The following is a 25351-nucleotide window of genomic DNA, read 5'->3' as shown; positions in this document are numbered from 1 at the left end:
GCATAAAAATCCATCTTTGCGGATTTTTTTCCGGGATAGTGAAATCTTCTATTTGGGAATCTTTTCCGCTATGGTAGATACGATTCCACGGATAAGGAGTTTCCCGCTATGAGCACTGCATTTCTGAACGACATCTCTGAGACGCTCACCCAGATTGAGGCCGATGGCCTCTACAAGCGGGAACGAATGATCACCTCCCCACAGGGGGGCGAGATCACGGTGGGGGACAAGGAGGTCATCAACCTCTGCGCCAATAACTACCTCGGTCTCGCAGATCACCCTGATCTGATCAAAGCCGCGCGCGGCGTGATGGAGGGCAAGGGCTTCGGCATGGCCTCGGTCCGGTTCATCTGCGGCACGCAAGACATCCACCGGGAGCTGGAGCAACGCCTGGCAAAGTTCCTGAACAAGGATGACGCCATTCTGTTTGCCGCCTGTTTTGACGCCAATGGCGGGCTGTTCGAGCCGCTGTTGGGACCAGAGGATGCCATTATCTCGGACAGCCTGAACCATGCCTCGATCATCGACGGGGTGCGCCTGTGCAAGGCCAAGCGCTATCGCTACCTCAACAGTGATATGAATGATCTGGAGGCCTGGCTGAAACAGGCCCGCGCGGATGGAGCCCGCCATATCATGATCGCCACCGACGGGGTGTTCTCGATGGATGGTTATCTGGCCAAGCTGCCGGAAATCCGCGCCCTGGCGGATAAATATGACGCCGTGGTGATGGTGGATGACTGCCACGCTACCGGGTTCATGGGGCCAAAGGGCGCTGGCACACCGGATCACTTTGGCGTCGATGTGGACATCGTCACCGGGACTTTGGGCAAAGCATTGGGAGGGGCCATTGGCGGTTATATCGCCGGGCCGCAGCCAGTGATCGACCTGCTGCGGCAGCGGGCGCGGCCCTATTTGTTCTCCAATTCGCTGCCGCCTTCTATCGTTGCTGCCGGGCTGGAAGCCATCTCGCTGGTTGAAAAAGGCGCCGATCTGCGCGCGCAGCTGTTTGAAAACACCCGCTTCTGGCGCCAAGGCCTCACCGATCTGGGGTTTGACCTCTTGCCCGGTGAACACCCCATCGTGCCGGTGATGCTGGGCGAGGCGCAGCTGGCACAGGACATGGCGGCAGCCCTGTTTGACGAGGGTGTCTATGTCTCCGGGTTTTTCTTTCCCGTGGTGCCCCGTGGCCAGGCGCGTATTCGCACCCAGATGAACGCCACCCTGACACGGGATGAACTCACCCGCGCGCTGACGGCCTTTGGCAAGGTGGGCAAAGACTTGGGGACCCTGCAATGACCCGTCCAAACACCATGAAAGCGCTGGAAAAATCCCATCCCAAAGAAGGCCTGTGGATGGTGCAGGCACCGGTGCCAGAGATTGGCCCGGATGAGGTGCTGATCAAGATCAACAAAACCGGCATCTGTGGCACCGATGTGCATATCTGGAACTGGGACGCCTGGGCGCAAAAGACGGTGCCCGTGCCGCTGATCACCGGGCATGAATTTGCCGGTGAAATCGTCGAGCTGGGACGCAATGTCACCGATCTGGCGATTGGCCAGCGCTGCTCGGGCGAGGGGCATTTGATTGGCCATCATTCCCGGCAAAGCCGCGCCGGCAAGTTCCATCTGGATCCCGAAACCCGTGGTATCGGCGTCAACGAACAGGGCGCCTTTGCCCAGTATCTGGCGCTGCCGGCCTTTAATGTTGTGCCGCTGCCCGATGACATTTCGGATGACATCGGCGCGATTCTCGATCCATTGGGCAATGCGGTGCATACGGCGCTCAGCTTTGATCTGGTGGGCGAAGACGTGCTGATCACCGGCGCCGGCCCCATTGGCATCATGGCCGCTGCTGTGGCCCGCCACGCTGGCGCCCGCCATGTGGCCATCACCGATGTGAACCCCGGACGGCTGGAACTGGCCGCCAAAGTGGCCAATGTGCGCCCGGTCAATGTGGCCCACGAAGATCTGCAGGATGTCATTGCCGAACTTGGTATGCGCCAGGGATTTGATGTGGGGCTAGAGATGTCGGGCAACCAGGCGGCGCTGGATCAGATGGTCGAAGCCCTGGTGATGGGCGGGCGCATCGCCCTGCTTGGCATCCCGCCGGGCAAATCTCCCGTCGACTGGAGCCGCATCGTGTTCAAGGCGCTGACGCTGAAGGGTGTCTATGGCCGCGAGATCTTTGAAACCTGGTACAAGATGATCGCCATGTTGCAAAACGGATTGGATGTGAGCGCCGTCATCACCCATCGGTTTGGTGTCGATGAGTTTGCCAAGGGATTCGCTGCGATGAAATCGGGAGATAGCGGCAAGGTGGTCCTGGACTGGAACCAGATCAATCAGCCCTGAGCCAGGCAAAACGGGTAATCGACGGCAACACAGACAACGCGGGCTTTACGCCCAAAGGGAACTCATTACCGAACCGCCGATCACATTGTCAGCTTACACCGAATTCCTTTATTGAAAATGTGCAAATTACGCACAATTGTCTTTTTCCCAGATCTGCGGGCGCTTTTAGGGGGCCAACAAGGGACTGCGCCCTTCTGCATCCAGCACCCAGCAGTCCCGCCCTTCAAACACGGCGGCCGTCAGCGGGCGACCAAAGCCGGCGCCGGAATCAAGGTTGACCCGGTTGCCACGATGCTCGGCTACAGGGATCTGCGTATGCCCATGCACCACCAGCCAGGGATGGGCGCCTTGATATTCCAAGAATTCATCTCGAATCCAGATCTTGTCATTCTGGATCTGATCTTCCAGCGTCACACCGGGGCGAATACCCGCATGAACGCACAACAGATCGCCTTCTTGGTGGTAATCCACCAGCCCGGTCAGAAAGGCGCGGTGGTGATCCGGCACCGCCTGTCGCGCAGCGCTATGGACGTCATAAATTCGGGTGCGTTCCGGCACCTCGACCCCATAGGACTGCAGCGTCTCGACCCCGCCGATGCGATCATGCAGCCAGTGGTAGCCCACCAACAGCCGGTCGTCATTGCGCGGATAATCCTCCATGAACATGGAAAACATCCGGTCGTGATTGCCCAGCAGGCAGACCCAGTTGCGCCCCGCCGCCAGCCCCTGCGACAACAGCTCGATCACCCCGCGCGAGTCCGGCCCGCGATCAACATAATCGCCCAGGAAAACCACCCGCGCCTCCGGCCCGCCATCCGCCTCGATCCGCGCCAGCGCCTGTTCCAGCATCTCCAGCTGGCCGTGAATATCACCAATGGCGTAGATCGGTTGTGTCATGGGGCATCTCCTTGGGTCAGTTGCGCAATTGATGACCCAAGCCGCCGCGCATCACAAGGGCAGAGCTGCGACAGTGCCAAAGCAGCCCCCCACAGAGGCGCGCTTGCCTCGCCGCGATGCAGATCCTAGGCTTGCACCCATTGGTTAAGGAGATTTCATGCGCAACATTCAGACATATGCGGATATTAAGGCGGCGTATGCGGCTGGTGAGCTGACCTCGGCAGAGGAGAAATTGATTGATGGCTGCCTGACTGGCAAGGGCTGCAAATTAGGTGACGGCACCTTGCCCACAGCCCCCAGCGATGCCCATACCGTCCACGCCGACCTGCTGCGCTACCTGATCACCGGCGGCGGTGACGGCTGCGTGGTGCATGATCTGGGCGTGCAGCTGGCGGGGGCCTATGTGCCGGAGGTTCTGGACCTTGATTATGCCCAGGCAAAAGGCACCACCAATTTAGTCCACTGCCATTTTGAACAAAAGATCTACGCCTACTACTGCCATTTCAACACGCTGAGCCTGCATGGCAGCGCCCTGCAACAGGGATTAAGCGCCCAGGGGGCTGTGATTGTTGGCAGTGTCTTTCTACGCAAGGGATTTTCGGCCAAGGGCTGCGTTGATCTTGGCGGCGCAAAAATCGGCGGGCAGCTCAACTGCACCGGAGGGCAGATAGAGGTGACCGAGGGCGACGCCCTCAACGCACAACATGCGCAGATCATGGGCAGTGTCTTCCTCAACAAAGGCTTCTCGGCCAAGGGCCGCGTGGACCTTGTCGGCGCAAAAATCACTGGACAGCTCACCTGTGTGAGAGGACGGTTTCATGCAGAAAAGGGTGCAGCCCTTCAGCTAGTAGGCACGCAGGCTGCTGGTAGGCACGCAGGCTGCGCATTTTTTCTGGAGAGATGTCACGGAAATATCCGGTGAAATCGACTTGTCTGGTGCACATTTTGACACCCTGGTCGATGACCCTGAAAGCTGGGAGAGGGTCACAGACCTCTCCCTTATTGGCCTGACCTATACCCATATCATCAATCCCGGTGACACAGCAAAACGGTTAGAATGGCTGGGCAAGGGCCACGAGATGAACGGTGAGTTTTCGCCACAGCCCTACACGCAACTGGCCAAGGTGCTGCGCGACATGGGGCATGATCGTGACGCGCGCACAGTGCTGGTGGAAGGCGAAGTTCGACACCGGGGCAGTGAATGGCATGAGATAGAAAAACGGCGTGCAGAACGCTGGGCACTGAGGCGATTTTTGAAATCCCCAAACCAAGAAAACAAGGATGTCTATGTTGAGACCAAAGCAAGTGATCAACGTAAACAGCTATTTGATCGCTTCCAGCGTATTTACCTTGATGCCGCCAAGGATCACCCCAATCGGCCATCGGACGCGCAATTGGAACTGGCGCTGGCGGGATTCCGGCAGGATTTGCAGTGGTTCAATGCCAAGGACAAGCTGCGCATCTGGTGGCTAAAGGCCAAAAGCTATGGGTTACATTGGTTGGTTGGCTATGGCTACCAGCCTTTTAGGAGCCTAGGAGCACTAACTGTGTTGGTTCTCCTTGCAGCCGGTCTGTCACACATAGCCTGGCGGCACGGGGATTTTGCGCCGAATTCTGATGTCATTTTGTCCACCACCGCGTGGCAAAATTTGGCGGAGGATAAGACGGTACGAAACCCAGCGCAAACTTGGACTGCTGAGACTGAAAAAGGACGCGACTACGAGACGTTCTATTGGCTCGCATACGGGTTCGATGTCGTCGTCCCCATCGTCAACATCGGGCAAGAGGCCGCCTGGGCGCCCTCTACCACGCGGGGGCCATGGGGGTGGACCCTGTGGTGGATGCGCTGGCTTTTCACTGTGTTTGGCTGGATCGTCACCGCCTTGGGCGCGGCGGCGATTGCTGGGGTTATTCGGCGGGAATAGGGGCAGGCATGAAAAAGCCGCCGGGGTTTCCTCCGGCGGCTTTCTTTTGTCGGCGTTCGCCCAGATCAGGCGACGTCGAACTGCAGGGGTTTGATCTGGTTGAACAGATCGCTTTCGGCCAGCTTGGCGCGGGCGTCGGCGGGGACGATGTCGTCGACATAAAGCAGCGCGATGGCTTCGCCACCGGCCTCAGACCGGCCCAGGGTAAAGTTGGCGATGTTGACGCCGTGCTCCCCCATGGTCTGGCCCAGCGCACCAATGATGCCCGGCACGTCGTTGTTGGTGGTGTAGAGCATATGCGCGCCCACCTCGGCGTCGATGTTGATGCCTTTGATCTGGATAAACCGGGGTTTGCCATCGGAGAACACGGTGCCCGCAACCGAGCGTTCGCGCTTATCCGTGACGGCTGTCACCTTGATATAACCATCAAAGGCGCCGGTTTTGTCCTGATTGGTGGTCGAGATCTGGATGCCACGTTCCTTGGCCACCACCGGGGCGGAGACCATGTTCACATCCGGGTTCACCTTTTTCATGATGCCCGCCACAACCGCGCAGTTCAGCGCGTCCAGGTTCATCTCGGCGGCGACACCATCATAAAGAATGTTGATCGCCTTGATCGGCTCATCGGTCATCTGACCCACAAAGGCGCCCAGGTGCTCGGCCAGTTTGATCCAGGGCCCCATGACCTTGGCTTCTTCGGCGGTGACGCTTGGCATGTTGAGCGCGTTTTCAACGGCGCCGGTCAGCAGGTAGTTGGACATCTGCTCTGCCACCTGCAGGGCGACGTTTTCCTGCGCCTCGGTTGTTGCCGCGCCCAGATGCGGCGTGCAGACCACGTTGGGCAGGTTGAACAGGGCGTTTTCCTTGGCGGGTTCTTGCGAGAACACGTCAAAGGCGGCACCAGCGACATGGCCCGATTTCAGGGCTTCGGCCAGGGCCTCTTCGTCCACCAGACCACCACGGGCGCAGTTGATGATGCGCACGCCTTTTTTGGTCTTGGCCAGGTTTTCGCGGCTCAGGATATTGGCTGTGGCATCGGTAAAGGGCACGTGCAGGGTGATGAAATCGGCGCGGGCGAGCAGCTCGTCCAGCTCGACCTTTTCGACGCCCATCTTGTCGGCCTTTTCCTGCCCCAGGAAGGGATCATAGGCCACGACCTTCATCTTGAGGCCACGGGCGCGATCGCACACGATGCCACCAATGTTGCCGGCACCGATAACGCCCAGGGTCTTATTGGTCAGCTCAGTGCCCATGAATTTGGACTTTTCCCATTTGCCGGCATGGGTCGAGGTGGAGGCCTCGGGGATCTGACGCGCCACGGCAAACATCATCGCAATCGCGTGTTCTGCGGTGGTGATCATGTTGCCAAAGGGCGTGTTCATCACGATCACACCTTTTTTCGACGCGGCCTCCTTGTCGATGTTGTCGGTGCCGATGCCGGCGCGGGCGATGACCTTGAGGTTTGTGGCATTGGCGAGGATCTTGTCCGTCACCTTGGTCGCCGAGCGGATCGCCAGACCATCATACTGGCCAATGACTTCGGCGAGCTTGTCTTTGTCTTTGCCCAGGTCAGGCTGGAAATCCACGTCGATGCCGCGATCGCGAAAGATCTGTACGGCGGCTTCAGAGAGTTTGTCGGAGATGAGTACCTTGGGAGCCATGTTGGTGCGGTCCTTTGAATATCGGGGGCCGAATGCGGCCTGAATGGGGATTTGGCTTAGGGGAGCGTCGGGCGCTGCCCGGCGTGTCCGCCGGGCGACAAGATCAGTCCTGAGATTTAGCCTTGTGCGGCGATCTCGGCCTCAAAGGCCCAGGCGAGCCAGGGCAACATGGCCTGGATGTCAGCGGTTTCCACCGTGCCACCACACCAGATCCGCAGACCCGCAGGCGCGTCGCGGTAGGCACCAATGTCCAACGCGATGTTTTCCGCTTCCAGACGTTTGGCCACGGCCTTGGCAAAGGCAGCACCATCCTGAATGCGGTCATCGGTGAACTTCAGGCAGACCGAGGTATTGGAGCGTGTCGCATCATCCTCGGCCAGATTGGCGATCCAGCCGTTGGCGTCACAGAAATCAAACACCGCCTGCGCATTGGCGTCAGCACGGGCGATGAGGCCCTTCAGACCGCCAACCGAACGCGCCCAATCCAGCGCGAACAGATAGTCCTCAACCGCCAGCATCGACGGGGTGTTGATGGTGGCACCGGTAAAGATACCCTCAATCAGCTTGCCGCCTTTGGTCATGCGGAAGATCTTGGGCAGGGGCCAGGCCGGGGTATAGCTTTCCAGCCGTTCCACAGCGCGGGGCGACAGCACGATCACACCATGGGCCGCTTCGCCGCCCAGAACTTTTTGCCAGGAGAAGGTGGTCACATCCAGCTTGTCCCAGGGCAGATCCATCGCAAAGGCGGCGCTGGTGGCGTCGCAGATGGTCAGACCAGCGCGGTCATCGGCAATCCAGTCGGCGTTGGGAACCCGCACACCGGCGGTGGTGCCGTTCCAGGTAAAGACCACATCGTTGGTGCAATCCACCGAGGCAAGATCGACAATCTGGCCATAGTCGGCGGTTTTCACTTCGGCGTCGATTTTCAGCTGCTTCACCACATCGGTGACCCAGCCCGAGCCAAAGCTTTCCCAGGCCAGCATCTCCACCTTGCGTTCGCCCAAAAGCGACCACAGGGCCATCTCTACCGCGCCTGTGTCAGACGCGGGAACAATACCAATACGATAATCTGCGGGGATGCCCAGAACTTCGCGGGTGCCCTCGATGGCATCCTTCAGCTTGGCCTTGCCGACGCTGGCGCGATGGCTGCGACCCAGAGGGGCGTCGGCCAGTTTGGACAATTCAAATGTAGGGGGTTTGGCGCAGGGGCCAGAAGAAAAACGCGGATTACCCGGCCGCGTCGCCGGTTGCTGAGTAGCCATAGATGCTATCCTTACAGATATCTGCCCTTCGTTGGGGAAGGGTGTCCCGCCGCCAGAGCTAGGGCGCAGTGATCTGAGGTGCAACCATAAAAATTGCCAGCAAACGCCGCTTTGGTGGAATTTTGCGACAGGCTTTGACGCCTTTAGGAAACTTCCCTACCAAAGTCTTGCCGGGTTTGGTGGTATTCCCAAGGCAGATGCCTATGGTTTTTCTTATTTCAGGCCCCGACGAGACCTGATGATTCGAGGTATTCAATGACAAGCAGACTTGCGCTGGTGACCTATTCCCTTGCCCTGATCCTAATGGTGGGATGGCTGCTGGTCGCGGGTCAGGAAATCCTGCTACCGGTTCTGGTCGGCATCATTGCGGTCTATATCCTCACCACCGCTGCCGATGCCCTGGTGCCGGTGCCGCTGATTGGGCGACTGCCCCGCCGGTTACGCCGTTTGCTGGCTCTGGTGCTCATCACGCTGGGCTTTTTGATCCTGACCTCCTTTATCACTGCCAGTGCCACCTCACTATCGGCGGCGCTGCCGCAATACGCCGCAAATTTTGACGCTCTGCAAAGCAAGTTCCTGACCGCTGTCGGTATCAAACAGGAACCTAATTGGGGCAATCTGGGGGAACATCTGCTGGATATGGTCGATGCCACCACGTTGATGCCGGCGGCCTTGGCCACCATCAGCAATGGCGGCTCGCTCATCATTGCGGCGGCCCTGTACGCCATCTTCATCCTGGCAGAGCTGGACAGTCTCCCCGACAAAACCCGCCGAGCGCTGAGCGATCATGCGCAGTCTGAACATACAATGGAGCTGGTCCGCAAGATCAACGAAAAGATCGGCAGCTATCTGGCGGCAAAGACTCTGGTCAACGTCGTGCTTGCGCTGGTGTCCTTTGCCCTGCTGAAACTGCTGGGCATTGCCCATCCGGCATTCTGGGCCATCATCATCGGCCTGCTGAACTACATTCCCTATATTGGCTCTGTCATTGCTGTGGTCTTTCCCGTCACCATGAGCCTGATCCAGTTCACCTCTTTTGCACATGCGGGCCTGTCGCTGGTGCTGCTGATGGTCCCGCAAATTCTGGTCGCCTACTATTTCGAACCAAGGCTCCTTGGCCGCTCTGTCAACCTCAGCCCGTTTACCGTGTTGCTGGCCCTGGCCATCTGGAGCGCCCTCTGGGGCATGACCGGGGCCATTCTAGCGGTTCCCCTCACTGCCATGGTGATGATCATCTTGGCGGAAATACCCCATTCCCGCTGGATCGCTGTGATGATGTCCGAAAAGGGTGAGCTCTGACCGCAATCCCGCCGGGTGAAAAGTTTGGGGGCTGGTTCCCAACGGCTCCGGAGGCTATGAGAGCGCGACCCACGCGCCAGATGGAACTGTCTCATGTATATTGCCACGCTGCTTTGCAACCCTGCCACACCCTGCCTGGACCCGGCCCTGGTCGACTCCCTGCGCAATGCCTGGGGCGGCGGCGAAGCCATCTGGCTTGCCCCTGAAATCGCAGCAGAATTCCCGCTTGAAGCCCGGCCAGACAATCAATGGAAAGTCTGGGAAGACCTGCAGGCGCTTGGCGTGGATCTGGTTGTGCAGCCCGCCGCCAACCGGCGCAAAAAGATGCTGCTGGCCGACATGGATTCGACCATGATCGAGCAGGAATGCATCGACGAGCTGGCCGAAGAGGCCGGCGTTGGCGCCCGTGTAAAAGACATCACCGCCCGCGCCATGAACGGAGAGCTGGATTTTGATGGCGCCCTGACGGAACGGGTCGCTTTGCTAAATGACCTGCCCGAAGCGGTGATAGGCCAGGTTCTGGACACCCGCATCACCCTGATGCCCGGTGGTCCGGCCTTGCTGGCCACGATGAAGGCCGAAGGCGCCTATGCCGCCCTGGTCTCTGGTGGTTTTACCGCCTTTACCACCCGCATCGCGGCTGAGCTCGGCTTTGATGAGAACCGCGCCAACACATTGCTGGTGGCGGATGGAAAACTCACCGGCAAGCCAGGCCTGCCAATCCTCGGTCGCGAAGCAAAAGTGGAAGCGCTCGAGCAGATCACCACAAAGCTTTCGATCAGCGAGGCGGATGTGATTGCTGTGGGCGACGGCGCCAATGATCTGGGCATGTTGCTGCGCGCCGGGTCCGGCGTGGCGCTGCACGCGAAACCTTCGGTCGCGGCCCAGTGTGAGATCCGCATCAACCATGGTGATCTGACCGCACTGTTGTACATTCAGGGCTATGCCCGCGCCGATTTCAAAGGATAATCCCAGATGCTGGAAGTGGGTATTGAGACCCTGCTGTTGCTGATGGCAGCGGGATTTGTTGCCGGGTTTATCGACGCGGTTGCGGGGGGCGGTGGCTTGATCACCGTACCTGTGCTGCTGCTGGCCGGCGCCAATCCGGTCACGGCGCTGGCCACCAACAAGATCCAGGGCCTATTTGGCGCCGCCACGGCCGCTCGCGCCTATGCCAAAGGCGGCCATGTGAAACTGCGGGATCAGGCAGGGTCAGCGCTGATTGCCTTTGTGGCTTCCATCCTTGGCGCCCTGTTGATCACCATCTTGCCCACCGGTTGGATCCGGATGATCCTGCCGGTTTTGCTGATCGGCATTGCTCTGTTTTTTGCCTTCAAAAAGGGGCTTGGCGATCAGGATCGTGCCCGCCGCCTTGGACCCGCGACCTTTGCCCTGACCATGGTGCCGCTCTGTGGGGCCTATGACGGGCTGCTGGGACCGGGGGCTGGCAGCTTCTATATGCTCGCCTTTGTCTCGCTTGCGGGCTACGGTATCCTCAAGGCAACTGCCCATACCAAACTGCTGAACCTGGCCTCAAATGCCGGGGCGCTTTGCGCCTTTGCCCTGGTGGCAACGCCCTGGTGGATCACCGGGTTGTGCATGGGCGTTGCGCAGATTGCCGGTGCACAGGCTGGCGCCACTCTGGCCCAGACCAAAGGCGCGGGCCTGATCAAACCCCTGCTGGTGCTTACCTCGGTTGCCTTGGCGATCAAACTGATCTGGGACATGCTCTAACCCCAACGCCGCGCCCCCGGTTCTAGGCGCTGCCGCGCCGCGCGACAGCGCGGCGCCGGGCCCAACGGGAGGGGTTTCGGCCCCGAAACGCCGACGGGCGGGAGCCCCCCCCCCCTTTATTTTTATACCCCTGGCAGCTGGCTCAGGCTAGAACAGCATCTCGGCGCTGGGGCGCACCGAGCCACAATGAATGCCGCGCCGGTTCAACAGGGGCGCATTGACATATTTCCGGGTTTCCGGGTGGTCCGCCTCCAACACTCCCAGCCCCACCAGGATGGAGGCAATGACACATTCGCTGGCGCGGGTGGCGCCATCGGTGATCTTCACCGCAACGCCCAGTTTCTTTTCGGGAATGATGGCAACAAACACCGCTTCGGCTCCGGTTTTCACCGCAACCTTGCCGCCCATGGCCCGCATCAGGTTGGTGCAGGCGCGGGTTTCTCCCGCCACCAGATCCGGATGGGTCGCCATCGCCGAAACCAGCTGCGCCGCCGCATCCGACGCCCGATCAGAGCGATCCGCAGCCGAGGCAAACCAGGACATCGCCCGCGCCAGGCCATGCACCGTGGTGGCAAAATTTGGCGCCGAGCAGCCGTCAATACCATAGGTGGGGCTCGCCATGCCCGTCACCTCTTCAAAAGCCGTGAGGCAGGCCTGCTGCACAGGATGGTCGATCTCGACATAGTCCGGTCCGGCCCCCAGATGCTGATTCAGGGTCAAAAACCCGGCGTGTTTACCGGAACAGTTGTTATGCACCTGGCAGGGGCTGGTGTCGGTCTTGATCAACGCGTTGCGGGCCGGGATATCATCCGGCTCTTGCGGCCCGCAGCGGAAATCATCATCGCCCAGCCCCAGCTGCGCCAACCAGGAATTCACCCGGTCGGTATGGATATGGGCGCCATTATGGGAGGCACAGGATAGTGCCAACTGTTCTGAGCTGAGCCCATATTTGGCGGCCGCCCCAGAGGTAACCAGCGGCAGCGCCTGGATCATCTTGGCCGAGCTGCGCGGGTAGATCACCGCATCCGCATCGCCCCAACTGCGCACAATCTGACCGCTGTCATCGCAGATCACCGCATGGCCCAGATGCAGGCTCTCCAGTAGGGATCCGCGCCAAACTTCTGCCATTGGAACTGGTTTTGTCATCGTTTCAGCCTCTTTTCTTGGCGAATTCCTGCCAAACGCACTTTCGCCCGTAGCGCTTGTTACGTTAGTGTGCTTGTGTATGGCAAGCGAGAGCATCTGGTAGAGACGGCGGTCTAAACGCTGCTCGCTCTCACAGAAATTGAGGTAGAGACAGTCTTGGAGTCGGGACAAATGGCATCGAAACTCGCCCGTGTGATCGCGGGCCTGTGTCTGGCCGCTATGGCCACAACTGCAACCGCGCAGCAAACCACCACCGACAATCGCGTCGGTGCCAATGTGGATTGGAGCGTCTTTCAGGGTGACAGCCCAAAAGAATGCTGGGGCGTGTCTGCCCCCAAAGAAACCGTCAATACCCGCGATGGCCGCGTGGTCGCCGTGCGCCGCAGTGAAATTCAGCTCTTTGTCTTTTTCCGCCCCGACAATGGCGGCAATGGTCAGGTGACCTTTACCGGCGGCTACCCCTTTGCGCCAGGATCGACGGTCAACATGACAATTGGCGACAGCGAGTTTGAACTTTTCACCGAGGGCGAATGGGCCTGGCCTGCGACGGCAGCGGATGATGCCAAGATCATCACCGCCATGAAACGTGGCGCTGGTGCGGTGCTGACGGCGCGCTCGGCGCGGGGCACCCAGACCAAGGACACCTTCTCGCTGCTTGGGTTTACCGCAGCCATTGAAGACGCCGAAAAGCGCTGCGGCAGCTAACCGCTGCACATCTTTAAAGATCTATCTTTTCCGTTTTAGCCCGGTCCTTTGACCGGGCTTTTTCTATGCTTTCGCTCCCCCCGTACCCCCACAACCAACCAAACCCAGTGCGCCCCAAGGCGCGCTGCGCCCGCTCTGGGGAAACCTTGTCGTGCGCCGATTAGATCACGCTAACCCACAGAACCTTCACGCCAAAACACATATTCGGGAAGTTGGTTCTATGCTGCACATACCTTTGTTGATTACTGCCAGTTATCCTTTTTTGCCTGCGCCCCTAGCTATCGCAAACCCAATCAAAAGGACTAACGACATGGTCACCGCCACACTCCATACCCTTGAAACCGCCCCAGAGGCCGCAAAACCCCGGCTGGAAGAGGCCATCAAGACCTATGGCATGGTTCCAAACCTCTATGCCGTCATGGCCGAAAGCCCCTCCCTGCTGGAAGGGTATTTTCAGCTCCACCGACTGGCAGAGGCCTCCGGCTTCAGCCCGGAAGAACGCACAGTCGTCTGGCTGACAATCAATGTTGCCAACCAGTGTCATTACTGCGTGCCAGCCCATACGATGATCGCGCAGGCCGAGAAAATCGACACTGCAATCATTGATGCATTGCGCGATGAAACCCCGCTGCCAAGCGACCGACTGGAAGCCTTGCGCAGCTTTGCGCTGGCCATCCGTGAAACACATGGCCACCCGAGCGAGGCCGCAACCTCGCGTTTCATCAAGGCCGGATACGACAACAAGGCGATGATGGACCTCCTGGTGATCTATGCCCAGAAAATCCTGTCGAATTTCACCAACTCGCTGTTTGACACCCCAGTGGACGCGCCGTTTCAGGTCTTTGCCTGGGAACCGGCCACAGAATAAGGCCTGAAACATCAAATTTAGCGCTGAGATCAGGCCGCCCCGCACCCGCTGGGCGGCCTTTTTGCCGCCTGCAGCTTTGCCCCAGTGCCGAAACCGACATCGGATTCCTTTTGATCTTTGAACAAATACCTATATAGAGCCGCATCCACCCTCCTGATTTAGAGTCACGCTGCCATGACCGCCAACGCGCCGATCACCCAAGACGTTCTGACCCTGCCCCGCAAGCTGCCCGAGGGCGGCAAGACCAATCTCGTCGGCATGACCCGCGAGAAAATGCGCCAGGCGCTGATTGATATTGGCATCCCTGAAAAGCAGGCAAAAATGCGAGTCGGCCAGATCTGGCAGTGGATCTACCAGTGGGGCAAACGCGACTTTGCCGAGATGACCAATCTCTCCAAGGCTCTGCGCGCCCAGCTGGAAGATGGGTTTGAGATCGCCATCCCCGAGGTGGTCAGCAAACAGGTCTCTGAAGATGGTACCCGCAAATATCTGGTGCGCATTGCCGGCGGCCACGAGGTTGAGGTGGTCTATATCCCCGAAACCGATCGCGGCACCCTGTGCATTTCCAGCCAGGTGGGCTGCACCCTGACCTGCTCCTTTTGTCACACTGGCACCCAGAAACTGGTGCGCAACCTGACAGCCGCCGAAATCATCGGTCAGGTGATGATGGCGCGCGACGATCTGGACGAATGGCCCGTGCCCGGCACCCGCAACACCGAAGAGGCCCGCCTGCTGTCAAACATCGTGCTGATGGGCATGGGCGAGCCTTTGTATAACTTTGACAATGTTCGCGACGCGATGAAGATCGCCATGGATCCCGAAGGCATCCAGCTCAGCCGTCGCCGCATCACCCTGTCGACATCAGGCGTGGTGCCGGAAATCGCCCGCACGGCGGAGGAAATCGGCTGCCTGCTGGCGGTGTCGTTCCACGCGACGACGGATGAGGTCCGCGACAAGCTGGTGCCGATCAACAAACGCTGGAACATCGAGACTCTGCTGGAGGCCCTGCGCGCCTATCCCCGGCTGGCAAATTCCGAACGCATCACTTTTGAATATGTGATGCTGGATCATGTAAACGACAGCAAGGAAGACGCCCACCGTCTGGTCAAGCTGATCGAAGGCATTCCGGCCAAGATCAATCTCATTCCGTTTAATGAATGGCCCGGCGCGCCCTACAAACGCTCCTCTGGCAACCGCATTCACGCCTTTTCCGATATCATCCACGATGCCGGCTATGCCTCGCCGATCCGCAAACCCCGCGGCGAAGACATCATGGCCGCCTGTGGTCAGCTGAAATCCGCAACCGAACGCGCCCGCAAAAGCCGTAAGCAGATCGAGGCAGAGGCGGGGGTAAAGTCCTAAACGCCAAGTCTGCCCCGCGCAGTCCTGATACACTGACGTCTCGGGATCTCATGGCCCGAGGCGTTTTTATGTGGCCTTCCGGCGACACTGCCGCCCTGCCACATTCTTTCCTCAAACCGGATATATTCCGGCCACAGCCGACCGACAGTTTCACCCTCAGGAACAATCAAAAGAATCCATGAGGACTGAGCATGAAACTGGAAACACAGGTACCGCAGGCCGCGAACAGCAATCTTGAGCCCTATGTGCTCGACCTGATCCGCGAAGAGCGCGAAAAAGCGCTGAGCCCCCGCGAATGGCAGTTCCGCCTGCGCGGCTATGGCTATGCGATCAAAGATGTCGATGGCGCCCGGATCGTGACCAGCCTGCCCAAGGGCATCGAAATTGGCGTTCTGCCAGCAGAATTCGCCTAGTCCGGCGCCTCCCTCCGATCGAGGGAAACACCGGCCATGATTGGACCCTAACGCTCGCGACCAGGCAGGCTGTCGCGGGCGGGTTCGGGCGACCAGTTATGAATGATCTCGGCCGCCTCTTCGGCGGTTTCGACAAATTTAAACAGCTCAAGATCCTGCTCAGAAATCGTGCCGGCATCCGCCAGCGCATCCCAGTTTATGATCTTCTCCCAAAAGGCCCGACCAAACAGAATAAACGGCACCCGCTCCATCCGGCCCGTCTGAATCAGGGTCAGGCTCTCAAACAGCTCATCCAGGGTGCCAAAGCCACCCGGAAACACGGTGATCGCCGACGCCCGCATCAGGAAATGCATCTTGCGGATGGCAAAATAGTGAAAGTTGAAGCTCAGCTCAGGGGTGACATAGCCATTGGGCGCCTGCTCGTGTGGCAGCACGATGGACAGGCCCACCGATTTCCCCCCCGCATCCTGCGCACCGCGATTGCCCGCTTCCATCACACCAGGGCCGCCGCCCGTGACGATCACATTCTTGCGCCCGCCGGTCTTCATCGAGCTCTCGGTCATCATGCGCGCAAAATCGCGCGCCTCATCGTAGAAATGAGACAGATCCGCCAACGTCTGTGTCCCGGCGCTTTCCTTGTTGGCCGGGCTGGGAATACGGGCGCCGCCAAACATGACGATAGTGCTGTCAATGCCCTGTTCGTCCAGCATCAGCTGCGCTTTGAGCAGTTCCAACTGAAGGCGGACCGGGCGCAGCTCCTCGCGGCACAGGAACTCTTCATCCGCAAAGGCCAAACTATAGGCCCGCGAGGCGGACTGCGGTGTCAGTTCTACATGTTCGGCGCGATCTCGGTCTGAATGGGCATCCGGGAAGCGGCTATGGCGATCATCACTCATGGTGTATCAGGCAATCCTATTTGAACTATTGCGGTTCAGCTTAGCCTCCCTGGGGTGACAGGCACCAGCCCCGCTGGTCGCAGTTTGAACAGAATTGGTAGCCCGCTGCAAAGGCTTGTATCACCTTCGACAATCGCTAAGGTCTGGCCCGCACAGCCAGGGGAGACTGCACATGGACTGGACCACCGAAATCAAAGCCGCCGCTGGCCGCATCGCAGGCCATATTCAGATCACACCGGTAATGCAGACGCTGGGGTTTGGCCTGGGCTATCCCATTGAGATGAAGCTGGAGCACATGCAGCACACCGGCAGTTTCAAGGCGCGCGGTGCCTTTAACACATTGCTGAGCCAGGATGTGCCAGCCGCAGGCCTGGTCGCCGCATCCGGGGGCAATCACGGTGCCGCCGTCGGCTATGCCGCCCATCAGCTTGGCCACAAGGCGCGGATCTATGTGCCGGAAATGGCAGGCCCCGCCAAGATCGCCCTGATCCGCAACACTGGCGCTGATCTGCAGGTGGTCTCTGGCGCCTATGCCAATGCGCTGGAACAGGCCCAGGCCTATGAGCAGGACACCGGCGCCGGACAGGTGCATGCCTATGATGCCCCCGGCACCGTCGCCGGTCAGGGCACCTGTTTTGCCGAATGGCAGGACCAGGGTCTGGCGGCTGATACGGTAATCATCGCAGTTGGCGGCGGTGGATTGATCGCCGGTGCCATGGCCTGGTTCCAGGGCGCCAAAAAGATCATCGCGGTAGAGCCCGAAACCTCCTGCGCCCTGCATGCGGCCCTGGCGGCTGGGGCGCCAGTGGATGTTGAGGTTTCCGGCATCGCCGCAAATGCCCTGGGGGCGCGGCGGATCGGTTCGATCTGTTTTGATCTGGCACAGCAGCAGCGCCAGACCGGGCATCTGACCTCGCTCACCGTCACGGATACGGCTATCACCGCGGCGCAGACCGCCCTGTGGCGCGAGCGCCGGCTGCTGGTCGAACCCGCCGGCGCCACCGCCCTGGCAGCGCTGATTTCGGGCGCCTATCAGCCCGCCGCGGGCGAAAGAGTGGCGGTGTTGCTCTGTGGCGGCAATATTGCCCCGGATCCGCTGGCCTGAGCCTTGCACCAACATCGCAGCCGCCCTATCGACCTGTCATGAGTGCAACAATCGCAGATACAATCTATCAGGCCCTGAGCGAACAGATCGTTACCGGCGCGCTGAAGGCAGGGGAAAAACTGCGACAGGACCATATTGCCCGCGAATTTGACACCAGCCACGTGCCGGTGCGCGAGGCACTGTTGCGGCTCGAAGCCCACGGGCTGGCGATTTCCGAACCCCGACGTGGCACCCGTGTCAGCGCGTTGAACCCCAGTGAGATCCGCGAAGTGATCGAAATGCGGGTTGCTCTGGAGGTCCTGGCGCTCACCCATGGGTTTGCCCGGATCACCAAGGCGGATCTGGATGCCGCAGAGGCGGCCCGCCTTGCCTGCGACGAAGCAGAGGACATGGCCACCTGGGAGCGCTGCAACCGGGCTTTCCACCGCATCATACTGGCCCCCTGTCAGATGCCCCGGTTGCTGGCCTCGATTGATGATCTGCACATTGCCTCGGCGCGGCATCTGTTTGCCAATTGGCGGCACCAGTGGCGCCCCCGCATAGATCAGGATCACGCCGCCATTGTGCAGGCGATGCAGCGCCAGGATGCCCCTGCCGCCTGCGAAATCCTGCGCCGCCACCTGCGCCGGGTACGCTAAAGAGGTCAAAACGCCGGGTAGGGCGTCATTTTGGCCGTAATCCGGGCATGACCTGCGCGCAGATTGCCGTTAGAAAGCTGCGAATCCTAATTTTACACACATGCCGGAGTACCCCCAATGTCCAACGCTCAGCTGGAAACCGCGATCGAAGCCGCCTGGGAGGCCCGTGACAGCATCACGCCCGCCACCAAAGGTGAGCAGCGCGAAGCCATCGAGGCCACATTGCAGGCGCTGGACTCCGGGTCGCTGCGGGTTGCCGAAAAACTGGACAGCGGCGACTGGCACGTCAACCAGTGGGCCAAAAAGGCCGTACTGCTGGGCTTCCGTATCAAGGATATGGAAATGCAGTCCGGGGGTCCGCAGGGCTCCAGCTGGTGGGACAAGGTCGACAGCAAATTCATGGGCTGGGGCGATGCCGAGTGGAAAGAGGCCGGTTTCCGCGCCGTTCCCAACTGCATCGTGCGCAAAAGCGCCTATGTCGCCCCCGGCGTGGTACTGATGCCCTCGTTTGTGAACCTCGGCGCCTATGTGGACGAAGGCACCATGGTTGACACCTGGGCCACCGTTGGCTCCTGCGCCCAGATCGGTAAAAACGTACACCTGTCGGGCGGCGTTGGCATTGGCGGCGTGCTGGAACCCATGCAGGCCGGCCCCACCATCATCGAGGACAACTGCTTTATCGGCGCCCGTTCCGAGGTGGTCGAAGGCTGCATCGTGCGCGAAGGCTCGGTCCTGGGCATGGGCGTCTATATCGGCAAGTCGACCAAGATCGTCGACCGCGAAACCGGCGAAGTGATGTATGGCGAAGTGCCGCCCTATTCGGTGGTTGTCTCTGGCTCGATGCCATCAAAGAACAACGTCAGCCTGTATTGTGCGGTGATCGTCAAGCGCGTCGATGCGCAGACCCGCTCAAAAACCGGTATTAACGAATTGCTGCGCGACTGATCCCGCCGCGCTGAGGTTCCATGCTGCGCGTCTCCTTGATCCCAAGGGGGCGCGCATTTTGTTTTTAGCGGCTATTTTTAGTCGGACATTTGTGACTACCTACAGACCTGTCTAAAGGTGCCCCAAGCGCAGCAGCATCGCCCTACCATCCTGCGCAATATCCACGAATCCAGCAGCGACACCCTGCCATCCCTCGCCGCTGCTGAGCTGCTCAACACCCGCAGAAGTCTCCAGCCGCAGGGATCCCTCCAGAACAAAAATCAGTTGGGTTCCATCGTCAAAGTGGTGTCGGCCCGCGTCGCAGATTTTCATCTCGGCGCTCATACGGTCTGGGTCATAGATCAGGTTAAAGGCCTCGCAAGCGCCCTGCCTCAACCGCGCGGTGAGATCCAGCCCGCCGTCAAAATGCAGCGGCTTTAGGGGGTCCGCCACAAGCTGCACATCGGCGTTGGACAGCTGCAACCCGGCGCCTGAAACGATACAATGAATACGCGACAGGCCGGGGAAATTAGAAAACGCCCCGTCCCGGTCGATCCGCGCCAGGCTGGCGCGCCAGACCATGTGCCCCTTGGCGGTGTCTTCGCGGGCCAGTTCCCGCGTAGAGCCACCACCGTTTTTCCAAACCTGGGGCGAAATCTGTGAAAGCGAAAACCGCATGGGACCTCCTGTAGCTGACCACGGATTTTATAGGTGTGAAACCTTTGCAGGCCTGCCGCAAGCCTGAACAATCTGAATTCGATTGACCCCAAGGCGCCGACAGGGCTATGGCGACGATATGGAAAAAAAGAAGATATCCCGCCAACAGGTCTATACGCTCCTGGTTCAGATCGGTCGCAAAGAAGGCGATGGTCTGCCCGAAGGCGCAACCGGGGCAGCCCTGATGATCTATGCCTCTGGCGTCGATGAGGCAGAGGCCGTCCGCGAGACAGTCGCCATCCTGAAACAGGTCGACACTGCACCGCTGGATGTCACCGGCTATGGCACCCTTGCCGAACGTCAGGAAGAAGGCCACGAGATTGGTGAGGAAGAACATGCGCTGATGCAACGTGCGTTGGAAGAAAACGCCGTGATCGTGGCCCAGATGACCCCCTTCTTTGAGGGCGAAGAACCCGTTTTTCACTAGCGGCTACGCAAAGGGAAAAGGCCAGAGATAGGCTCTGGCCGGGGATACCGTTAGTTCAATCGACCAAACCAGCTGCGATACAGCGCCTCATAGCTGCCATCTTCCTGCATTTCCAACAGGCTCCGGTTGGCCTGCTCGGTCAGTTCAGATCCCTGCGGGAAAACAAAACCGTAGTATTCACGCAGGAAGACTGTTCCGATGGTGCGGCCATATTCGCTGCCGCCATGCTGCACATAAAAGTTCAGAACCGGTGCATCAAAAACCACGACGCGAATATCCCCTGCCTCAAAGGCCGCCAGCATCTCATCCAGGGTTTCAAAGCCCTGATAGTCGATGTCACGGCGCTGCAAGAAACCAGCGGCGGTGGACCCCTCAATAGTGCCGGTGCGTTTGCCGTAAAGGTCATTCACAGAGGAGATCGAACCGCTGATGGCGTCGACCGTCATCACCGCAGTGATTTTGGCAACGAAGATCGACACGATAAACAGGGAAGACAGCACCAGCATCACGCCAAACATCCGCCCAATCGCAGTGCGCGGCACCCGTTCTTCAAAGCCGCCGTTTACCACCAGATTGAGCGCCCACCAAAAAGACGGAAACCAGGCTTCTTTCAGGGGACGGTCAAAATAGGGTTGGGCACGACGCTCCAGGGCCCACATGAACATGCCGCCAACCAGCAACAGCAAAAACGCCAGCCCGATCGCCAGGGCCAGATCCCAGGACAGCAGCGCCTTCATCAACGATGGTTCCCGCACGTCCGCAGCCTGCACCAGAATCTGTAGCCCGCTTTCAAACACCGGCTGACTGAAATCCATTTCTGCTTCACGGGCCGAGGTAATCGAGATATTTGCCGCAGCCAGATCCACCTCTGCGTCGCGAACCCCCGCCAGCATCTCGGCAAAGGTGTCCTTGCGGTGAATGGCAAGGTCCCAGCCCTGACGGTGGGCAATTTCCTGCAGTAGCTCGATGGTAAAGCCGGTCTCACGCCCGTTTTCAATCATTGAAAAGGGCGGACGGGTCACCGTATTGACATCGACCACCTGCGCCGCCAGCGCATTTCCCCAAAGAAGGAGCAGAAACGGGGGGATAAAGCGAAGAGCGCGCAAATCAATACCTCAGAACAGGATACGTCACTTTTTGAATAGGTCTTAGGTGGTTCAACAGGTTCAAGCAAGCTTGAACCCCTCAGGCCACCCGTTGTTCTGTAAGAACCGCAGCATCAAAAGCACCCAGCACCGGATACCTGGGGGGGCCATGTTCCGGCAGCGTGGTGCGATCCACTGCTGCCAACTGGCTGGCTTTGAGACGCGTTGCATCACGCCGCAGGCTGCCCAGGTACAGGCTATCAAGAACCGCGCCCGCAGCCAGCAACGGCGCGTGATCCGGCAAGATCAGCTGCGTATAACGGATGGTCATCCCCTTGCCCCTGGGGTGATCCGGTACTGCCACAGCTGTTGCCACCGATGTCCCCATTAAATGGCGCGTCGGTACCAGAACTGCGGGCCGTCCAAACAGATATTCCACCTCACTGCCGCTCAGCACCAGCCGCTGCGAGGCCGAAACCTGAATCGCCTGCTGCAATCCAAAGAAAGGCGCCCGCAGGACAACCGGGCGAAAAATCCCCATGGCTGGCACTTCGCGGTGCAAGACATGCAAAACCGGCAGGCTGTCACCGGACTCGCTGAGGACCAGATCGCCACGCTGCAGGGTGTCAACCGCGCGATACCCCTGCGGTGTCGCCACCGGCGTCTCTGGAGCAAGACCTGGCATCGGTCCTACGGGCTCCAGCGCGTTGGACACTGCCAAATAGGTCAGCGCCGCCGAGGTAAAGCGCAACGGTCCCGGGGAGACCAGAGTTTTAAGATCCTGATAGCGCCAGGGGCATGGCGGCGGCAGCAGGGCGATCTGTACCCGATCACTGTCGGCGCATTCCAGGGCGAGGCGCGCGTAGCCTGCCAGACTGTCCCAGGCATAGGTCAGCCTGACCTGTCCGGTGTGCCCTGCCCCGCTGGGATTGAGCGTCGCATGGGAGAGACGGCCACTCTGCTGCAAGATCAGGCTGACGCCGCCGCCCGGCACTGCCTGGATCCCCAGGGAGATCGGCCAGTCGCCATCCTGGGAAAATTGCAACAGGGGCTCAAGTCGGGGACTGTCTGGGATCGACATTTCAACCACCAGGGTGCCGCGCAGCATCAAGGCGTCGCCACCACCCTCAGCCCGCAGGGCCTGAACCAGCCCGGACAGGTCCGAACACCCTCGCGCAAAATCGATGATGCCCAGCCAGCACATCAGATCAGGCGGCCTGCACTGCCGCAAGCAGCCTGCCCTCAAATTCCTTCAACCCAGGCCGGGCAGACGCGCCATAGCCAAAGCCGGTTTCCGGGTCGAGTTCGGGGAACAGCGCATAGATCTCTTGCAAGACCGGCTGTTCAAACAGCTCAGCCGTTTGCGGGCCGGGTAAAAAGCTTTCGGTTGTCAGCCCTTCGGAATAGATCACCTGATGCTGGTCAAACAACAGATGCACATAGGTGACGTCACCGCCAAACTGGCGGGAAATACTGCTGCCATTCAGCAGATCCTTGGCTGCAACCAGCACCTCGCCCTCACCGAACAACAGCTCTGCATAGGCGTCACGCAGCAAAATGCGGTGTTGCGGCGAAACCATCAGGTCGCGGTGGGTGCCAAAGCTGCCCGCACGGATGAGGATCGGCGCAAACTCGCCCTCAGCGCGGACACTGCGGGATCCGATCCAACGCAACGGTTGCGGCCCCTGGTCTCTGGTTGTCACCAGATCGCCGGGCTGCAGGGTCTCGACCGGCACGTCCCCCTCCGGGGTGCGGATCAACGTCCCGGCCACAAAGCACGGAATCGAGCTGGCTTTTACAAAGCCGGTATCGCTGTTGTCCCCATTGCTGGCGGTATAAGTAAAGTTGAAATCCTCAATATCCCCGTCACCGTGCAGCGTCAGGGTGCCATCTGCATTCACCTCGACCTGTTGCCCCGTCGGCAGCGTCACCACAGACCCAGCGGAGACCTCCACCCCGTTGACATGGGTGACCGTCAACACCCCGCCCGAGGGGCTGACGTCATTGGCCAGCACATCGACAACCTTGCTGCCATCCGCTGCCACATGGACCTCATCGGTCAGCGCCACCAGATCGGTCTGCACCGAGTCAGCTGCGATCAACAGATTACTATCGTAGCTGCTGTCTCCCACATCCGCGATGCCGAAGCGGATGTCATTTACCTCGCCGGGATTGACATACATGGTCAACGTCATGGTGATGGTCAGGCCGTCCATCTCGGTGTTGAAGTCATCACCGGTGTTATCAAGGTAGAGATTTTCATTGATCGAAGCACTGACATTGCCCGGATTTGCGGCGCCACCGCCGACGTCCATTTCGACCACCGAGCCATTGACCCACACAGCCACCACATCCTGATAGATCGAGCCCTGATATTCCGGGAACTCTTCGGAGGAAAACACAAACTCCACGGTCATGACCGAAGCGTCGGGAATAAAGCTCACATCCAGGTAGGAGGCGTCATAGGTTCTGGCACCGGCCGCAGCATTGAAATCCGAGTTGTTGTTTTCGCCACTGGTATTGCGCGAGGTGTCCGTCGCCCGGTTGGGATCACCGCTAGAGTTGGTGTAGCTGCTGGCCCGTCCCGTTGACAGGATCACGCCGCTATCCCCGGGGGTGGCGCCGGGGGCCAGGGCGTCCCCGTTTGAATAGATCGCCGATGATCGGCTGTCGCCGCTGTAATCAGCACTGACCACGGTGACACCGTCGCCAAAAATCGTTTCGGCCATCTCGGTCGCAGACGCACCTGTATCGTATCCCAGCTCTGATGCTGTCGCCATTTGCCTTGCTCCAATCCTCAATTGGAGAGACAATTCACCCGTCACGCCACAGCGAAAGATCCGCTGCGCTGCCTGGACCTTTTTGGCCCTTTATATATTGGCAAAATCCACATTTTTGTGGTTCCGCTCGCTGGTGACCTGCCTCTGGTCTTTTTTATTATCTGTTCTTTACCACGCATTTTTACGGGGTGTCAGCTAGGGCCCGTGGACATTCATCTTGAAGCGATGATGACAGCTGCGAGATGCCAGTTGGCAGCATAGCTGGACGCTGTTTTCTCGTACCGGGTCGCTATGGCTCTGAATTCCTTGATCTTTGCGAAGAAATTCTCGATCAAGTGCCGCCATTTGTAGGCGTGTTTATCGTAATCGCGCAGGAACTTGCGGTTCGCTTTCGGTGGGATGATGGCGGTGGCACCGCGCGCATCGAGTTCTGTGAGCAGCCAATCGGCATCAAATGCCTTGTCGGCCAAGAGAGCATCAAAGGCCACGCCATCGATGAGCGGTTCGACGCCCTTCATGTCGTGAGCCTGACCAGGCAGGAGTACGAAGTCAGCCAGGTTTCCTAGGGCGTCGACCAAAGCAACGATCTTGGTGGTCAATCCGCCACGCGACCGCCCGATGGCTTGATTTTGAGTCCCCCCTTGCGCCGCTCGCCTTCTGGTGAGCCTGAACAATCGTGCCGTCGATCATTGCGTATTCGAAATCTGGATCCCCACTGATTTCCTTGAAAATTCGCTCGAATACGCCGCCCTCAGCCCATCTGCGAAACCGTCGGAACACGCTGTTCCAGTTGCCGAAATAAGCAGGCAGGTCACGCCACGGCAACCCTGTCCGCACACGCCATAGCACGGCTTCGAGAAACAGACGATTATCCTTGCCCGTCACACCCGCATCGCCCTCCTTGCCAGGCAAGTGCGGCGCGAGGCGAAGCCAGACGTCATCTGTCAACACAAACCGCTCTTCGTTCATTCAAACCTCCATTTTGGAAGCTTGAATCAGAATTCAGACCGGTTGGGAATCCTGAATGTCCACGGGCCCTAGTAAGTTTCCCCAAGATCAGGGCGCAGCTTTTGCGCCACAAGGCCCCAGACAGTCCGCGACGGCATTGGGCTGCGCCTTACAGCGTGATCTGGCTCTGTTTGCACGGGCTCCAAAA

At 59.4% G+C, this 25351-nt stretch carries 25 protein-coding genes; 15 read left to right on the top strand and 10 right to left on the bottom strand.

Annotated features, from left to right (window positions below):
• Positions 1 to 108 precede the first annotated feature (108 nt).
• Together JZI28_RS20680 and tdh are read left to right on the top strand one after the other, a co-directional pair.
• The gene (locus tag JZI28_RS20680; RefSeq protein ID WP_375698809.1) at positions 109 to 1296 is read left to right on the top strand and encodes a glycine C-acetyltransferase; all 1188 of its coding nucleotides are present in this window, start codon (positions 109 to 111) and stop codon (positions 1294 to 1296) included.
• A complete protein-coding gene (gene tdh, locus JZI28_RS20675) occupies positions 1293 to 2351 on the top strand; it encodes an L-threonine 3-dehydrogenase (RefSeq protein ID WP_353396238.1) in 1059 nt (352 codons plus the stop codon). The genes JZI28_RS20680 and tdh overlap by 4 nt, the downstream gene beginning before the upstream one ends.
• Positions 2352 to 2516: 165 nt before the next feature.
• Here tdh and JZI28_RS20670 read toward each other — a convergent pair whose 3' ends face one another.
• The gene (locus JZI28_RS20670; RefSeq protein WP_375698808.1) at positions 2517 to 3248 is read right to left on the bottom strand and encodes a metallophosphoesterase family protein; all 732 of its coding nucleotides are present in this window, start codon (positions 3246 to 3248) and stop codon (positions 2517 to 2519) included.
• 157 nt (positions 3249 to 3405) lie between these two features.
• Here JZI28_RS20670 and JZI28_RS20665 point away from each other — a divergent pair, with 157 nt between their 5' ends.
• Together JZI28_RS20665 and JZI28_RS20660 are read left to right on the top strand one after the other, a co-directional pair.
• A complete protein-coding gene (locus tag JZI28_RS20665) occupies positions 3406 to 4170 on the top strand; it encodes a hypothetical protein (RefSeq protein ID WP_375698807.1) in 765 nt (254 codons plus the stop codon).
• A 7-nt stretch (positions 4171 to 4177) separates the two neighbouring features.
• Positions 4178 to 5173 carry a hypothetical protein gene (locus tag JZI28_RS20660; RefSeq protein ID WP_375698806.1) on the top strand — a complete coding sequence of 332 codons (996 nt, stop codon included), beginning with the start codon at positions 4178 to 4180 and terminating at the stop codon, positions 5171 to 5173.
• 65 nt (positions 5174 to 5238) lie between these two features.
• Here the strand turns inward: JZI28_RS20660 and serA are convergent, their stop codons facing one another.
• A complete protein-coding gene (gene serA, locus JZI28_RS20655) occupies positions 5239 to 6834 on the bottom strand; it encodes a phosphoglycerate dehydrogenase (RefSeq protein ID WP_295449916.1) in 1596 nt (531 codons plus the stop codon).
• A 116-nt stretch (positions 6835 to 6950) separates the two neighbouring features.
• A complete protein-coding gene (locus tag JZI28_RS20650) occupies positions 6951 to 8096 on the bottom strand; it encodes a phosphoserine transaminase (protein ID WP_375698805.1) in 1146 nt (381 codons plus the stop codon).
• 255 nt (positions 8097 to 8351) lie between these two features.
• Here JZI28_RS20650 and JZI28_RS20645 point away from each other — a divergent pair, with 255 nt between their 5' ends.
• The 3 genes from JZI28_RS20645 to JZI28_RS20635 all read left to right on the top strand — a co-directional run bounded on the left by JZI28_RS20645 (position 8352) and on the right by JZI28_RS20635 (position 11129).
• Complete coding sequence (locus JZI28_RS20645; RefSeq protein ID WP_375698804.1) at positions 8352 to 9395, top strand: AI-2E family transporter; 1044 nt, start codon at positions 8352 to 8354, stop codon at positions 9393 to 9395.
• A 93-nt stretch (positions 9396 to 9488) separates the two neighbouring features.
• A complete protein-coding gene (gene serB, locus JZI28_RS20640; protein ID WP_375698803.1) occupies positions 9489 to 10364 on the top strand; it encodes a phosphoserine phosphatase SerB in 876 nt (291 codons plus the stop codon).
• A gap of 6 nt (positions 10365 to 10370) precedes the next feature.
• Entirely contained in the window at positions 10371 to 11129 is a 759-nt protein-coding gene (locus JZI28_RS20635; protein ID WP_353396251.1) for a TSUP family transporter, read from the top strand.
• 147 nt (positions 11130 to 11276) lie between these two features.
• Here JZI28_RS20635 and JZI28_RS20630 read toward each other — a convergent pair whose 3' ends face one another.
• Positions 11277 to 12275 (bottom strand): asparaginase, encoded by a 999-nt coding sequence (locus tag JZI28_RS20630; protein WP_375698802.1) that lies wholly within the window; start codon positions 12273 to 12275, stop codon positions 11277 to 11279.
• Positions 12276 to 12446: 171 nt separating this feature from the next.
• On the opposite strand from JZI28_RS20630, the gene JZI28_RS20625 reads away from it, so the two are divergent.
• From JZI28_RS20625 to JZI28_RS20610, 4 genes are all read left to right on the top strand, one after another.
• Positions 12447 to 12980 carry an invasion associated locus B family protein gene (locus JZI28_RS20625; RefSeq protein WP_295449899.1) on the top strand — a complete coding sequence of 178 codons (534 nt, stop codon included), beginning with the start codon at positions 12447 to 12449 and terminating at the stop codon, positions 12978 to 12980.
• A 310-nt stretch (positions 12981 to 13290) separates the two neighbouring features.
• Positions 13291 to 13848, top strand: coding sequence for a carboxymuconolactone decarboxylase family protein (locus JZI28_RS20620; protein WP_295449896.1), 558 nt, complete (start codon positions 13291 to 13293; stop codon positions 13846 to 13848).
• Positions 13849 to 14022: 174 nt separating this feature from the next.
• Positions 14023 to 15210: a 23S rRNA (adenine(2503)-C(2))-methyltransferase RlmN gene (gene rlmN / locus JZI28_RS20615; RefSeq protein WP_353396256.1), complete on the top strand. Its 1188-nt coding sequence runs from the start codon at positions 14023 to 14025 to the stop codon at positions 15208 to 15210.
• Between the two features lie 191 nt (positions 15211 to 15401).
• Positions 15402 to 15623 (top strand): hypothetical protein, encoded by a 222-nt coding sequence (locus tag JZI28_RS20610; protein ID WP_295449891.1) that lies wholly within the window; start codon positions 15402 to 15404, stop codon positions 15621 to 15623.
• Between the two features lie 47 nt (positions 15624 to 15670).
• On the opposite strand, the gene JZI28_RS20605 is transcribed toward JZI28_RS20610, so the two are convergent.
• The gene (locus JZI28_RS20605) at positions 15671 to 16519 is read right to left on the bottom strand and encodes a TIGR00730 family Rossman fold protein (protein WP_375698801.1); all 849 of its coding nucleotides are present in this window, start codon (positions 16517 to 16519) and stop codon (positions 15671 to 15673) included.
• 172 nt (positions 16520 to 16691) lie between these two features.
• On the opposite strand from JZI28_RS20605, the gene JZI28_RS20600 reads away from it, so the two are divergent.
• From JZI28_RS20600 to dapD, 3 genes are all read left to right on the top strand, one after another.
• The gene (locus JZI28_RS20600) at positions 16692 to 17624 is read left to right on the top strand and encodes a threonine/serine dehydratase (RefSeq protein ID WP_375698800.1); all 933 of its coding nucleotides are present in this window, start codon (positions 16692 to 16694) and stop codon (positions 17622 to 17624) included.
• Between the two features lie 38 nt (positions 17625 to 17662).
• Positions 17663 to 18262, top strand: a complete 600-nt coding sequence (locus JZI28_RS20595; protein WP_375698799.1) for a GntR family transcriptional regulator — start codon at positions 17663 to 17665, stop codon at positions 18260 to 18262.
• 117 nt (positions 18263 to 18379) lie between these two features.
• Positions 18380 to 19207, top strand: a complete 828-nt coding sequence (gene dapD, locus JZI28_RS20590) for a 2,3,4,5-tetrahydropyridine-2,6-dicarboxylate N-succinyltransferase (RefSeq protein ID WP_375698798.1) — start codon at positions 18380 to 18382, stop codon at positions 19205 to 19207.
• A gap of 111 nt (positions 19208 to 19318) precedes the next feature.
• On the opposite strand, the gene JZI28_RS20585 is transcribed toward dapD, so the two are convergent.
• Positions 19319 to 19864 carry a HutD family protein gene (locus tag JZI28_RS20585; RefSeq protein ID WP_375698797.1) on the bottom strand — a complete coding sequence of 182 codons (546 nt, stop codon included), beginning with the start codon at positions 19862 to 19864 and terminating at the stop codon, positions 19319 to 19321.
• A gap of 118 nt (positions 19865 to 19982) precedes the next feature.
• Here JZI28_RS20585 and JZI28_RS20580 point away from each other — a divergent pair, with 118 nt between their 5' ends.
• Positions 19983 to 20330 (top strand): hypothetical protein, encoded by a 348-nt coding sequence (locus JZI28_RS20580; RefSeq protein ID WP_375698796.1) that lies wholly within the window; start codon positions 19983 to 19985, stop codon positions 20328 to 20330.
• A 50-nt stretch (positions 20331 to 20380) separates the two neighbouring features.
• On the opposite strand, the gene JZI28_RS20575 is transcribed toward JZI28_RS20580, so the two are convergent.
• The 4 genes from JZI28_RS20575 to JZI28_RS20560 form a co-directional block, all read right to left on the bottom strand.
• The gene (locus JZI28_RS20575; protein WP_375698795.1) at positions 20381 to 21436 is read right to left on the bottom strand and encodes a transporter substrate-binding domain-containing protein; all 1056 of its coding nucleotides are present in this window, start codon (positions 21434 to 21436) and stop codon (positions 20381 to 20383) included.
• A 79-nt stretch (positions 21437 to 21515) separates the two neighbouring features.
• Positions 21516 to 22619: a Hint domain-containing protein gene (locus JZI28_RS20570; RefSeq protein WP_375698794.1), complete on the bottom strand. Its 1104-nt coding sequence runs from the start codon at positions 22617 to 22619 to the stop codon at positions 21516 to 21518.
• Between the two features lie 4 nt (positions 22620 to 22623).
• Complete coding sequence (locus tag JZI28_RS20565; RefSeq protein ID WP_375698793.1) at positions 22624 to 24195, bottom strand: Hint domain-containing protein; 1572 nt, start codon at positions 24193 to 24195, stop codon at positions 22624 to 22626.
• A gap of 212 nt (positions 24196 to 24407) precedes the next feature.
• A protein-coding gene (locus JZI28_RS20560) for an IS5 family transposase (RefSeq protein WP_375698792.1) occupies positions 24408 to 25164 on the bottom strand; the annotation gives its coding sequence in 2 pieces (ribosomal slippage) (positions 24408 to 24837 and positions 24836 to 25164; 759 coding nt in all).
• Positions 25165 to 25351 lie beyond the last annotated feature (187 nt).

It is taken from the genome of Pseudophaeobacter sp. TrK17, assembly GCF_042192375.1.
Classification (GTDB): Bacteria; Pseudomonadota; Alphaproteobacteria; order Rhodobacterales; family Rhodobacteraceae; genus Pseudophaeobacter.
This window is presented reverse-complemented; position numbering and strand designations above follow the sequence as displayed.

Bases quoted from the DNA above. Each gene is read 5' to 3' on its own strand.
- JZI28_RS20680 (WP_375698809.1), top strand. From the start codon at position 109: ATGAGCACTGCATTTCTGAACGACATCTCTGAGACGCTCACCCAGATT.
- tdh (WP_353396238.1), top strand. From the start codon at position 1,293: ATGACCCGTCCAAACACCATGAAAGCGCTGGAAAAATCCCATCCCAAA.
- JZI28_RS20670 (WP_375698808.1), bottom strand. From the start codon at position 3,248: ATGACACAACCGATCTACGCCATTGGTGATATTCACGGCCAGCTGGAG.
- JZI28_RS20665 (WP_375698807.1), top strand. From the start codon at position 3,406: ATGCGCAACATTCAGACATATGCGGATATTAAGGCGGCGTATGCGGCT.
- serA (WP_295449916.1), bottom strand. From the start codon at position 6,834: ATGGCTCCCAAGGTACTCATCTCCGACAAACTCTCTGAAGCCGCCGTA.
- JZI28_RS20650 (WP_375698805.1), bottom strand. From the start codon at position 8,096: ATGGCTACTCAGCAACCGGCGACGCGGCCGGGTAATCCGCGTTTTTCT.
- JZI28_RS20645 (WP_375698804.1), top strand. From the start codon at position 8,352: ATGACAAGCAGACTTGCGCTGGTGACCTATTCCCTTGCCCTGATCCTA.
- serB (WP_375698803.1), top strand. From the start codon at position 9,489: ATGTATATTGCCACGCTGCTTTGCAACCCTGCCACACCCTGCCTGGAC.
- JZI28_RS20635 (WP_353396251.1), top strand. From the start codon at position 10,371: ATGCTGGAAGTGGGTATTGAGACCCTGCTGTTGCTGATGGCAGCGGGA.
- JZI28_RS20630 (WP_375698802.1), bottom strand. From the start codon at position 12,275: ATGACAAAACCAGTTCCAATGGCAGAAGTTTGGCGCGGATCCCTACTG.
- JZI28_RS20625 (WP_295449899.1), top strand. From the start codon at position 12,447: ATGGCATCGAAACTCGCCCGTGTGATCGCGGGCCTGTGTCTGGCCGCT.
- JZI28_RS20620 (WP_295449896.1), top strand. From the start codon at position 13,291: ATGGTCACCGCCACACTCCATACCCTTGAAACCGCCCCAGAGGCCGCA.
- rlmN (WP_353396256.1), top strand. From the start codon at position 14,023: ATGACCGCCAACGCGCCGATCACCCAAGACGTTCTGACCCTGCCCCGC.
- JZI28_RS20610 (WP_295449891.1), top strand. From the start codon at position 15,402: ATGAAACTGGAAACACAGGTACCGCAGGCCGCGAACAGCAATCTTGAG.
- JZI28_RS20605 (WP_375698801.1), bottom strand. From the start codon at position 16,519: ATGAGTGATGATCGCCATAGCCGCTTCCCGGATGCCCATTCAGACCGA.
- JZI28_RS20600 (WP_375698800.1), top strand. From the start codon at position 16,692: ATGGACTGGACCACCGAAATCAAAGCCGCCGCTGGCCGCATCGCAGGC.
- JZI28_RS20595 (WP_375698799.1), top strand. From the start codon at position 17,663: ATGAGTGCAACAATCGCAGATACAATCTATCAGGCCCTGAGCGAACAG.
- dapD (WP_375698798.1), top strand. From the start codon at position 18,380: ATGTCCAACGCTCAGCTGGAAACCGCGATCGAAGCCGCCTGGGAGGCC.
- JZI28_RS20585 (WP_375698797.1), bottom strand. From the start codon at position 19,864: ATGCGGTTTTCGCTTTCACAGATTTCGCCCCAGGTTTGGAAAAACGGT.
- JZI28_RS20580 (WP_375698796.1), top strand. From the start codon at position 19,983: ATGGAAAAAAAGAAGATATCCCGCCAACAGGTCTATACGCTCCTGGTT.
- JZI28_RS20570 (WP_375698794.1), bottom strand. From the start codon at position 22,619: ATGTGCTGGCTGGGCATCATCGATTTTGCGCGAGGGTGTTCGGACCTG.
- JZI28_RS20565 (WP_375698793.1), bottom strand. From the start codon at position 24,195: ATGGCGACAGCATCAGAGCTGGGATACGATACAGGTGCGTCTGCGACC.